This window comes from Kitasatospora sp. NPDC089913 (assembly GCF_044748625.1).
In the GTDB taxonomy this organism is placed as follows: Bacteria; Actinomycetota; Actinomycetes; order Streptomycetales; family Streptomycetaceae; genus Kitasatospora.
Genome location: NZ_JBIVGI010000041.1, coordinates 14,764 through 25,854 on the forward strand (window position 1 = coordinate 14,764; position 11,091 = coordinate 25,854).

The 11,091-nt window shown below is 73.1% G+C and carries 10 protein-coding genes; 3 read left to right on the forward strand and 7 right to left on the reverse strand.

Features of this window, described 5'->3' with window-relative positions; translation table 11 throughout:
- Positions 1–3: 3 nt before the first annotated feature.
- The 5 genes from ACIPYS_RS36890 to ACIPYS_RS36910 form a co-directional block, all read right to left on the reverse strand.
- A complete protein-coding gene (locus ACIPYS_RS36890; protein WP_400754526.1) occupies positions 4–1,074 on the reverse strand; it encodes an iron-siderophore ABC transporter substrate-binding protein in 1,071 nt (356 codons plus the stop codon).
- 86 nt (positions 1,075–1,160) lie between these two features.
- Entirely contained in the window at positions 1,161–2,069 is a 909-nt protein-coding gene (locus ACIPYS_RS36895) for an ABC transporter ATP-binding protein (RefSeq protein ID WP_400754529.1), read from the reverse strand.
- Between the two features lie 40 nt (positions 2,070–2,109).
- Positions 2,110–3,171 (reverse strand): FecCD family ABC transporter permease, encoded by a 1,062-nt coding sequence (locus ACIPYS_RS36900; RefSeq protein WP_400754532.1) that lies wholly within the window; start codon positions 3,169–3,171, stop codon positions 2,110–2,112.
- The gene (locus ACIPYS_RS36905) at positions 3,168–4,199 is read right to left on the reverse strand and encodes a FecCD family ABC transporter permease (RefSeq protein ID WP_400754534.1); all 1,032 of its coding nucleotides are present in this window, start codon (positions 4,197–4,199) and stop codon (positions 3,168–3,170) included. The genes ACIPYS_RS36900 and ACIPYS_RS36905 overlap by 4 nt, the downstream gene beginning before the upstream one ends.
- A 202-nt stretch (positions 4,200–4,401) precedes the next feature.
- Positions 4,402–5,763 carry a lysine N(6)-hydroxylase/L-ornithine N(5)-oxygenase family protein gene (locus ACIPYS_RS36910; RefSeq protein ID WP_400754537.1) on the reverse strand — a complete coding sequence of 454 codons (1,362 nt, stop codon included), beginning with the start codon at positions 5,761–5,763 and terminating at the stop codon, positions 4,402–4,404.
- A 186-nt stretch (positions 5,764–5,949) separates the two neighbouring features.
- Between ACIPYS_RS36910 and ACIPYS_RS36915 the strand changes: the two genes are divergently transcribed.
- The gene (locus ACIPYS_RS36915) at positions 5,950–6,897 is read left to right on the forward strand and encodes a methionyl-tRNA formyltransferase (protein WP_400754540.1); all 948 of its coding nucleotides are present in this window, start codon (positions 5,950–5,952) and stop codon (positions 6,895–6,897) included.
- A 137-nt stretch (positions 6,898–7,034) separates the two neighbouring features.
- Here ACIPYS_RS36915 and ACIPYS_RS36920 read toward each other — a convergent pair whose 3' ends face one another.
- Entirely contained in the window at positions 7,035–7,637 is a 603-nt protein-coding gene (locus tag ACIPYS_RS36920; protein WP_093858486.1) for a MarR family winged helix-turn-helix transcriptional regulator, read from the reverse strand.
- Positions 7,638–7,795: 158 nt separating this feature from the next.
- Here ACIPYS_RS36920 and ACIPYS_RS36925 point away from each other — a divergent pair, with 158 nt between their 5' ends.
- Both ACIPYS_RS36925 and ACIPYS_RS36930 read left to right on the forward strand, forming a co-directional pair.
- Entirely contained in the window at positions 7,796–8,890 is a 1,095-nt protein-coding gene (locus ACIPYS_RS36925; RefSeq protein WP_093858487.1) for an iron ABC transporter permease, read from the forward strand.
- Entirely contained in the window at positions 8,887–10,014 is a 1,128-nt protein-coding gene (locus ACIPYS_RS36930) for a FecCD family ABC transporter permease (RefSeq protein ID WP_400754544.1), read from the forward strand. Before ACIPYS_RS36925 ends, ACIPYS_RS36930 begins: the two co-directional genes overlap by 4 nt.
- Before the next feature lie 113 nt (positions 10,015–10,127).
- On the opposite strand, the gene ACIPYS_RS36935 is transcribed toward ACIPYS_RS36930, so the two are convergent.
- A complete protein-coding gene (locus ACIPYS_RS36935; protein ID WP_093858488.1) occupies positions 10,128–10,976 on the reverse strand; it encodes a siderophore-interacting protein in 849 nt (282 codons plus the stop codon).
- Positions 10,977–11,091: the final 115 nt, after the last annotated feature.

Consider the following 11,091-nt stretch of genomic DNA (forward strand, 5'->3'; position numbering starts at 1 on the left):
GGATCACCCCTGGCCGACCGACTTGACGAGCTCGTCGATGGCGTACGGCAGGGAGAGCAGGGTGGCCTGGGACATCGCGGCGCCGACCGCGGGGCCCTCGCTGTCCAGCAGGTAGGACACCTTGCCGGCCTTGGTCACCTTGAGGTTGGCGAAGAGGTCGAACTTCTTCAGCGCGTCGGTGTCGGCCTTGTCGTTGATGACGAAGACCCGATCGACGTCGATCAGGTCCATCCGCTCCGGGGAGAGCTGGGTGGAGAAGTCCTTGCCCGCGATCCTGTCGATCTCGGTCTGGCCCTTGAAGCCCATGCCGGACAGCAGCTGGCCCCGCACGTCGGTGGTGGTGAAGGGGGTCACCGAGTCCTTGTACCACGACAGCGAGACGGCGGTCTGGTTGGCGAACTCCGGGTGCGCCGTCTTGACCGCGGCGAGCTTGTCCTGGATGCCCTGGACCAGCTTCTTGCCCTCGTCGGCCCGGCCGAGCGCGTTGGCGATGTGCAGGGCGTTGTCCTGCCACGGAGCGCTGAACGGCTCCTTCTCGGCCTTGGTGCGGCCGACCGTCGGGGCGATCTTCGAGAGCTTGTCGTAGGCGGCCTGGTCGATCTCGGAGTAGACCGCGACGATCAGGTCGGGCCGCAGGGCGGCGATCTTCTCGAAGTTGGGGCCGGCGTCGCCGTTGTTGAGGACGACCTCGGGCTTGGCATCGCCCCACTGGGCCTTCACCCACGGCCACTGGGTGTTGATGTCGGGGCTCTGGCCCGCCGGGTTCGGGTACTGGTCGACCATGCCGACCGGCTTGATGCCGAAGGCCAGCACGGCCTGGTCGTCCGTGTAGCCGACGGTGACGACCCGCTTGGGGGCCTTGTCGACCTTCGTGGATCCGAACGCGTGCTCCACCGTCACCGGGAACGAACCCGCCGAAGTGCCGTTGGCGGCACTGTCGTTGGTGGACTTGCCGGTCGCGTCGGACCCGCACCCCGCGAGCAGGCCCGCACCGAGCGCCGCGGCGGCCACCGTCGCCGCCAGCCGCTGCCGGCGCCCGGTACGCGTCGAACGCGGCGTTCTGTCGAGGAGCATGCGAAATCCCTTGCTGTCGTACCGTCAGCCGAAGTCCCCTCAGCGGGGAGGCAAACGCTATCCCTGGTTTGTGAGGTAAGCCTAGCCTAAGTCGCGCTTTCTACGTCCCGTTTCATCCCGCTCCGGACGTGCGTCCGGCCGATCGGCACGATGAGCGGCCGGTCCCCCACCGGATCGTCGATCACCTCGGCCCGCAGGCCGAACGCCTCGTGCAGCAGCTCTGGAGTCACCACGTCGCGCGGGTGACCCTGCGCCAGCACCGCGCCCGCCTTCATGACGATCAGGTTGTCGCTGTACCGGGCGGCCAGATTGAGGTCGTGCAGCACCATCACCACGGTGCACCCCGACTCGTGCAGGTCGTCCACCAGGTCGAGCACGTCGATCGCGTGCGCCAGGTCCAGATAGGTGGTGGGTTCGTCGAGCAGCAGCAGATCGGTGCCCTGGGCGAGGGTCATCGAGATCCAGACCCGCTGCCGCTGGCCCCCGGAGAGCGAATCGACCGGGCGGTGGGCCAGGTCGGCCACCCCGGTCATGGCCAGGGCGCCCTCCACCACCGAGGCGTCGTCGGAGGACCACTGCCGCAGCCAGCTCTGGTGCGGGTGCCGCCCCCGGGCGACCAGGTCCGCCACCGTCAGGCCCTCCGGGGCGACCGGCGACTGCGGCAGCAGGCCGAGCTTCTTCGCCACGTCCCTGGTCCTCAGCGTGGCGATGTCCTCGCCGTCCAGCACCACCGCTCCCCGGCTCGGCCTGAGCAGTCGTGACAGGGTGCGCAGCAGGGTGGACTTGCCGCAGCCGTTCGGGCCGATGATGGTGGTCACCACCCCGGTGGGGATCGCAACGTCCAGCGAGTCGATCACGGTCCGTTCGCCGTACCCGACGCTGACGCCCCGGGCCGCGAGCCGCGGGACCTTCGCGGCGCCGGTCCCGGTCCCGGTCCCGGGACCGGCTTCGGTCGTTCTTCCGGGGTGGCTCCCGGTGATGGAGTCGGCGACCATGGCTCCCCCTCAGTTTAGGCTTACCTTACTTTCTTATCACCTAACGGCGGTTCGCCCGAACCAGGAGGTACACCAGGAAGGGGCCGCCGATCGCGGCGGTGACCACGCCGACCGGCAGGGTCACCGGCAGCGCCGTCCGGGCCACCAGGTCCGACCCGATCAGCAGCAACGCCCCCACCGCGCCGGACGCCACCAGCGGCGGCGTCGGGTACCTGGTCAGACGCATCGCCACCTGCGGCGCCACCATGGCGACGAAGGGGACCGGACCGGCCGCGCTCACCGCGAACCCGGCCAGCAGCACCGCGCACAGCAGCAGCACCGCCCGCACCCGGGTGTGCCGGACGCCCAGGCCCGCGGCCACGTCGTCGCCGAAGTGCATCGGCTTGAACTGGAAGGCGGCGCCGGTCACCACGGCCAGCACGGCCAGCACGCCCCAGAGCGCCGTCCCGACCTCGTCCCAGGAACGGTTGTCCAGCGACCCGACCAGCCACGCCTGGGCCCTGGCCACGTCCCTGATGTCGGCGGTGGCCAGCAGCCAGGTCGTCAGCGCCTCCATCACCGCGCTCACCGAGATGCCGATCAGGATGAGCCGGAAGCCGTCCACCCCGCGGCGCCAGGCCAGGAAGTACACCAGCAGTCCGGTGCCGAGGCCGCCCAGGAGGGACGCCCCGGAGAGGCCGACCGAGCTGACGACCGCGGCGGCCGAGCCGCCCGACACCGTCACCAGGAACACCGCGACCGCGCTCGCCCCGCCGGTGATCCCCAGGATGTCCGGGCTGGCCAGGGGATTGCGGGCGATCGACTGGGTCAGTGCCCCGGACACTCCCAGGGCGACCCCGACGACCAGGCCGGCCATCGCCCGCGGCAGCCGCAGGTCCATGATCACGAACTGGTCGACCCGCTCGCCCCCGCCGAAGAGGGTGGCGACCACCTGCGGCAGGCCGATGGGGAAGTCCCCCAGGGCGATGGACAGGCAGAACAGGAGGAAGGTCGCCGCCGCCAGCAGCAGCGTGACCAGCACGACCCAGGGCCGCCAGACGAAGGACATGCCGCCGAAGCGCACACCCGGAGCCACGGCCGGCTTCACCACTGTCACGTTCATGCGCTCCTGAACTTTCCTCGCCACACCAGGACCGCGAAGAACGGGGCGCCCAGCAGGGCGACCAGCACGCCGGCGTCCAGTTCGCCCGGCCGGACCACCACGCGCCCCACGATGTCGCACACCAGCAGGACCACCGCGCCGAGCAGTCCCGCGTACGGCACCAGCCAGCGGTAGTCGGGTCCGGCGAGGTACCTCGCCACGTGCGCCACCATCAGGCCGAGGAACGCGATCGGACCGCAGGCCGCGGTGGCCGCGCCCGCCATCAGGGTGATGGCGACGATGCCGACCGTCCTGATCAGGGTGATGTTCACCCCGAGGCCCCGGGCCACGTCGTCCCCGAGGTTGAGCAGGTTGACGGAGGGCAGCACGGCCAGGGCCATGACCAGGCCGACCACGATGAACGGTGTCACCGGCCAGACGACCCGGAACGGGACGCCGGCCAGCGAGCCGGTGTTCCAGAACCGCAGGGCGTTCAGGGCCGTCTTGTCCGACAGCGCGATCGCGGTGGTCATCGCCGCGAGGAACACCGCGACCCCCTGGCCCGCCAGGGCGAGCGTCAGCGGATTCCCGGCGCCCCGGCCGATGCTCGACAGCCCGAACACGACCGCCCCGGCCAGCCCGGCACCGAGGAAGGCGAACCAGACGTACTGGGCCGGGTCGGTGAGGCCGAACAGCGAGATCGCCGACACCACCGCGAAGGAGGCGCCGGTGTTCACCCCCAGCAGGCCGGTGTCCGCGATCGGGTTGCGGGTGAACCCCTGGATCAGCGCCCCGCCGACGCCCAGGGCGATGCCCGCCAGGACCGCGAGCACCGTCCTGGGCAGCCGCACGGTCCGCACGATCAGCCGGATCTCGGTGGCCCGCTGGTCCGGGTCCGGCCCGGCGAACAGTCCGTGCCACACCTCGGCCGGACTCAACGCCCGCGCACCGACGGCGACCGAGACCACCGCGGCGACCAGGAGGAGCGCGGCGACCGCCACCAGCCCGGTGATCCGCCGCCGACGGGCCGCCGCGGCCGCGGTCGGCACCGGGCCTCCGGCCGTCGTCGTGGCCGGGGCCGGGCGGGGCCTCCCTGGTCTGCCGGCGGGCTGGCCGTCGGGGCGACGGCTGGTGCCGAGGGGCACGGGCGTTCCTCTCTCCTGCGTGGTGCTCACACACCGCCGCCGTGCCGTGCGGTGCGACGGCACGGCAGCGGACGGCGGCGGGTGCGGTGGTGCGGTGGTGCTGAGCCTAGGCGGTCGGCTGGCGGACCCCGGCCTCCTCGCTGACGGGCGGGACCTCGACCGGTCCGGCCGCGCGGCCGCGGTCGACGATCGAGTCCAGGATCTCGCCGACCCGGACCGCCGTGTTGGACAGCAGGGAGGAGGTGATGCCGTGGGTGTGCTCCGTGCCGCCCTGGAGGTAGATGCCGCAACGGAGTCCGGGGTCGGTCGCCACCCGGTAGTCGCGCTCGACCCGGACCCGGCCCAGCTCGTCGCGCTGGCACCGGTCGGCGACCGCGCCGAGGACCCCCAGGCCGTCGGCCGGCAGGTATCCGGTGGCGCAGACGACGACATCGGCCTCCAGCGCGGCCGCCTCGCCGGTGACCAGGTTCTCGACGGTCGCGCGGACCGCACCGGGTATCTCCTCGGCGGCCGTGAGGCGCGAGACGTTCAGGAAGCGCAGCCGCTCCGTACCCAGCACCTTCTCCTGGTACGCCTGCCGGTAGAGGTCGTCGATGAGGTCGATGTCCACCACGGAGTAGTTGGTGTTCCCGTGGTAGTCCATCAGCCGGCGCTTCACCTCCTCCGGTGCGGTGAAGTACGCGTCGACGGCCTCCGGGTCGAAGATCCGGTTGGCGAAGCTGCTGTCGTCCGCCGGGCTGTAGCCGTAGCGGGAGAACACCGCGCAGACCTCCGCGGCCGGGAAGCGGCGGTGCAGGTAGGCGACCGCCTCGGCGGCGCTCTGGCCGGCGCCGACCACGACGAAGCGGCCGGGCTCGGTGCCGTCGAGGGCGCCGATGTTGCGCAGCAGGTCGGAGTTGTGCCAGACCCGCTCGCCCCGCTCGACGCCCTCGGGCATGACCGGGCGCAGCCCGGTGCCGATGACGAGGTTGCGCGCGCGGTGGACCACGGTCTCGTCGCCGGACCGGGCCGTGACGTCCAGGTACTCCACCACGCCGTCGCGCAGGACGGGTTCGACGGAGACGACCCGGTGGCCGTAGGAGACCATGTCGTCGACCTTCGCCGCGGCCCACTCGAAGTAGTCGTGGAACTCGACCCGGAGCGGGAAGAGGTTCTTGTGGTTGACGAAGTCGATCAGGCGGCCTCTGCTCTGCAGGTAGCAGAGGAAGCTGTACTCGCTCGCCGGGTTCCGGAGCGTCACCAGGTCCTTGAGGAAGGACACCTGCATCGTCGCGTCGTCGATGAGCATGCCCCGGTGCCAGCCGAAGCCGGGTTGCTGCTCGAAGAAGTGCGCGGTGACGGCCTGGTGCCTCCCGACGCGCTCGTTGTGCTCGCTCAGCGCGATCGCCATGGCGACGTTCGACGGCCCGAAGCCGATACCGATCAGGTCGTGGATCAGTGCTGCGTCGCCGGGAAGGGCCCGAGGCATGTCACTCCCATTCGTGCGCCGGTTTGAACTTAGGCAAGGCTAACCTGATCAATCTTGAGTGTCGACCGGGCGGACGGTCAAATCCTTCGCCGCCGGTCAACTCCGCCTCGGAGGGGAGCCGTTGCACGGTTAGGTAAGCCTTGCTTTACTTTCCGTGTCAGTTCGCCAGCCCGAGGAGGAACGCTGATGCGGGTCGTCATGTTCGGTTATCAGACCTGGGGCCACCGCACCCTGAAGGCGCTCCTGGAATCCGAGCACGACGTCGTGCTGGTGGTGACGCACCCCCGGAGCGAGCACGCCTACGAGAAGATCTGGAGCGACTCGGTCGCCGACCTCGCCGAGGAGCACGGCGTCCCGGTCCTGATCCGCAACCGCCCGGACGACGACGAGCTGCTGCGGCACCTGGAGGAGGCCGCCCCGGACATCATCGTCGCCAACAACTGGCGGACCTGGATCCCGCCCCGGATCTACACCCTGCCGAAGCACGGCACCCTCAACATCCACGACTCGCTGCTGCCCAAGTACGCCGGTTTCTCGCCGCTGATCTGGGCCCTCGTCAACGGCGAGTCCGAGGTCGGCGTCACCGCGCACCTGATGGACGAGGTGCTCGACGCCGGCGACATCGTGCGGCAGGAGGCGGTCGCCGTCGGTCCGACCGACACCGCCACCGACCTGTTCCACCGGACGGTCGAGCTGATCGCCCCCGTCACCATCGGCGCCCTCGACCTGATCGCCGGCGGCCGCACGGACTTCACCAAGCAGGACCGCTCGCAGGCCAGCTTCTTCCACAAGCGGGCGGAGGAGGACATCCGGATCGACTGGGGCTGGCCCGCCGACGTGCTGGAACGCCTGGTCCGCGCCCAGTCCGCCCCCTATCCGGCGGCCTTCACCTTCCACCGGGGCAGGCGCCTGGAGATCCTCGCCGCCGTCGTCTCCGAGGGCCGCTACGGCGGCACCCCCGGCCGGATCTTCTACCGCGAGGGCGAGGGCGTGGTGATCGTCGCGGGCGCCGACGCCCGCACCGGCCGCAACCACGGCCTGGCCGTCACCCGGGTCCGCACCGAGGACGGCCGGGAGCTGGCGGCCACCGAGTACTTCACCGCGATGGGCGGCTACCTCACCGCCCGGCCCTGACCACCGGCGGGCCCCGGGGCCCCGCGCCGCGCGGGCGGTGCGGGGCCCCGCCGTCAGGGCCGCCGTCAGGGCCGCCGCCGGAACCGCGGTCGGGCCCGCCGCGAGGACCGGTGCCAGGACCGGTGCCAGGACCGCGGTCAGGCCCGCCGCGCGGGCGGCCTCCGCACCGGCCGCAGACCGAAGTGCTCGGCGTCCAGGTGCTCGGAGAGCAGCGCGAGAATGTCCGCGAGCCGCTCCCGGTCCGCCGTCGAGAGCGGGGCGAGCACGTCGTCGTCGACGGCCGCCAGCTCCACGTCGACGGCGGCCGCGACCTCGCGGCCCGTGCGGGTCAGCCTGGTCAGCGTCCGGCGGCGGTCCGCCTCGTCGCGGGCGCAGGTGACATGACCGGCGGCCACGAGGTCCCCGACCACCCGGGCCACGTCGGCCGAGGACAGCCCGAGCCGCTCGGCCAGTTCGGCCTTGGAGAGGCCGGGCGTGTCCCCCAGGGCGCAGAGCACCATCACGTGCCAGAGCTTGAGCCCGCGGCCCGCCGCCTCCTCCGCGAGGAGCCGCCGGGCGGCCCGGCCGACGAGCGCCATCAGGAAACTGCTGCGGGCCAGCAGGCCCGGTGGACCCTCCCGCCCGATGTGCGAGCAGCCGGCCGGCGCGGCGGACCCGCGGGAGCGGGCCGGGCGTCCGGGGGCGCCCTCGGGCGCGGTCGCGCCGGAGGCGCGCTGTGCGCCGGGCATACGGTTCGTCATGGAACGTGCCTCCCCTGTCGATCGATCGTGCGTCGTCGCACCGCACAGGCCGGTGACCGACCCTCGGTGTCCCCCCGATCGCGTCTTCGATTTAGGATAGCCTTACCTAAGTTGACAGTGAAGGCGGTGCTCCGCCCGACCTCCCGGGGGACTGTGGCGTGCTACCCGCCCGACCGAAGACCCGACCCGCCGCCCACCCGCCGGGCGGCCCCGCCGAACGGACCACCACCCGGCCGCCGCGGCCCGACCGGCACCGCGCCGCCCGGTGGCGCGCGGCGGGACTCTGCGCGGCCCTGCTGCTGCTCCTCCTGATCACCGTGCTCAGCGTGTCGGTGGGCGCGCGCTCGATCCCCTTCGGCACCGTCCTGCGCGGCCTGTTCTCACCGGACGGCACCGAGAACGCGGTCATCGTCCAGGACTACCGGCTCACCCGTACCCTGCTCGGACTCGCCGTCGGCGCGGGCCTCGGGCTCGCCGGCGCCCTGATGCAGGCGCTGACCCGCAATCCGCTCGCCGACCCCGGACTGCTGGGCATCGAGTCCGGCGCGTCCGCCGCCGTGGTGGCCGCGATCGGCTTCCTCCACGTCACCAGCCCGAGCGGCTACGTCTGGTTCGCCATGGCGGGCTCCGCGCTGACCGCGGCGGCCGTCCACACCCTCGGCACGGCCGGGCGCGGCGCGCCCTCGCCGATCCGGCTGGTCCTCGCCGGAACCGCCGTCAACGCCTCGCTGATCGCCGGGATCTCCACCCTGACCTTCCTCGACCGGGACTCCTTCGCCGCGCTGCGGATCTGGTCGGTCGGCACCCTCGCCGGCCGCGGCGACGACGTCCTGGTGCAGGTCCTACCGTTCCTGCTGGTCGGCGTGGTGCTGGCGCTGGCACTGGCCGGCCCGCTGAACGCGCTGGCGCTCGGCGACGAACTGGGCAGCGCGCTCGGCGCCCGGCCGGTCCGCACCCGGGTGCTGGTCGCCGTCGCGGTGGCGCTGCTCTGCGGGGCGGCCACCGCGGCGGTCGGGCCCGTCGGCTTCGTCGGCCTGATCGTGCCGCACGCCGTCCGGCTGGTCACCGGGCCGGACCAGCGCTGGCTGCTCGGCTACTGCCTGGTGCTCTCCCCCGCGCTGCTCCTCGGCGCCGACGTGCTCGGCCGGCTGCTGGTGCGCCCGGACGAACTGGCGGTCGGCATCGTCACCGCCGCCCTCGGCGCCCCCGTGCTCGTCGTCCTGGTCCGCCGCCGGAAGGTGCCCCAGCTGTGACGTCCCGTCCGGAGGACCTCGCCCTCCCCCTCCCCCCGTTGTCCGCCGCGCCGGGCGCGATCGACCCGGGCGCGATCGACCCGGCCGGGCTCGTCCCGGGTCTGCGGATCCGCCTCGGCCCGCTGCGCCTTCGGGTCGCCCGGCGCCCGCTGGCCACCGGTCTCGGCCTGCTCGCGGCCCTGCTCGTGGTGGGCGTCGCCGCGCTGGGGACGGGCGACTTCCAGGTCTCCCCCGCCGATGTGCTCCGGACCCTGGCCGGCCACGGCACCGGCACCACCGACTTCGTGGTGAACGATCTGCGACTGCCCCGGCTGGCGCTCGGCACCGTGGTCGGCGCCGCGCTGGGGCTCAGTGGCGCGGTGTTCCAGAGCCTGGCCCGCAACCCCCTCGGCAGCCCGGACCTGATCGGCTTCGAGACCGGTGCGGCGACCGGCGCCCTGCTCCAGATCCTGGTCCTGGGCGGAGGCCCGTTCGCGGTCGCGCTGGGCGCCGTGGGCGGCGGCTTCGCCACCGCGCTGGTCGTCTACCTGCTGGCGTACCGGCGCGGGGTGCAGGGCTACCGGCTGATCGTGGTCGGCATCGCCGCCGGCGCGCTGCTCAGCTCGGTGAACGCCTATCTGATGACGGAGGCCTCGATCGACGAGGCACAGGCGGCGGCGGTGTGGCTGACCGGCTCGCTGAACGGCCGGGGCTGGGAGCAGTTCGCCCCGGCCGCGGCGGCGGTCGGACTGCTCCTCCCCGCCGTGCTGCTGATGGGCCGCCACCTGCGGCTGATGGAGTCCGGCGACGACAGTGCCAAGGCGCTGGGCGTCCCGGTGGAACGCTCCCGCGCGCTGCTGGTGGTGTGCGCGGTCCTGCTGGCGGCGGTCGCCACCGCGAGCGCCGGGCCGGTCTCCTTCGTGGCACTGGCCGCGCCGCAGCTGGCCCGGAGGCTGTCCGGCGCGGCCGGGGTGAGCCTGCTGCCGTCGGCGCTGATGGGCGCGGTGCTGCTGTGCGCGGCGGACCTCGCGGCGCAGCGGGTGCTGGCGCCGGTCCAGCTCCCGGTGGGCATCATGACGGCGGCGATCGGCGGGCTGTACCTGGTCTGGCTGCTCTCGCACGAATGGCGGTCGGGCCGGCGCTGACCGGGCGCCGGGCGGGGGCGGAGAACGGGCGGGGCGGGGAACGAGCGGGGGCGGGGACGACGGCGGGGCCCGTCCGGAGCGGTCCGGACGGGCCCCGACGCACGGCCCGCGGTTCAGCCGGCGGCCGCCTCCTCCTCGTCGTCCTCGTCCGGCTCGTGGTGGTCGAGGTTGACGGTCCCGCGCTTCCAGTAGCCGTCGACGTCGGTGATGTCGCGGTCGAAGCCCAGCGCCCGCAGGTGCCGCCGGATCGGCCTCAACTCGCCCGCCTCGCCCGCGATCCAGACGTAGGGCACGCCGGGCGGGTGCTCCAGGTCGCGGATCGCGGTGTACAGCCGGTCGCTGTCGCCGTGGGCGCGGCCGTCGCGGTGCAGCCAGACGATGTCGGCGTTCGCGCGGGTCTCCAGGTGGTGCTCCTCGGCCGCGTCGTCGACGAGCACGAAGACCTTGGCCACCGCGCCCTCGGGCAGGATCTCCAGGTACCGGGCGACGCCGGGCAGCCCGGTCTCGTCGCAGCCGAGCAGGTACCAGTCGAAGTCCAGGTCGGCCAGCACGGAGCCGCGCGGCCCGGCCAGGCCGAGCTTCTGCCCCGGCGCGGCCTGCTCGGCCCAGACGGAGGCGACACCGCTGCCGTGCAGCACGAAGTCGAGGTCCAGCTCGCCGGCCTCGCGGTCGAAGCGCCGGGTGGTGTAGTCGCGGGAGATCGGGTACGGCGGGGAGTCGGGGAAGATCAGGCCCTCGTCGTCGTCCCCCAGCAGGGGCAGCACCGGCTCGGTCTCGCCGGGCGCCGGGAAGAAGGCCTTCACGTGGTCGGCGGGCGCCTGGTCGACGAAGCCGGCCAGTTCGGGTCCGCCGAGGGTGACCCGGACCATCCGGGGCGTGATCCGGGTGACCCGGAGGACCTCCAGGGTCCGCAGCGCGAGGTCGTGGTAGACGGTCTTGATCCGGTGGGCGTTGTCGCTCATGGGTGTCCTCGTTTCGGGCCGGGGGAAGCACGGAGCCCCCCGGGAAGTGCGGCCGGACGGCGGCAGCCGGTCCGGCGGTACGGCGGCGCGGCGCCCGGCGGGGCCCGGGCGGCGC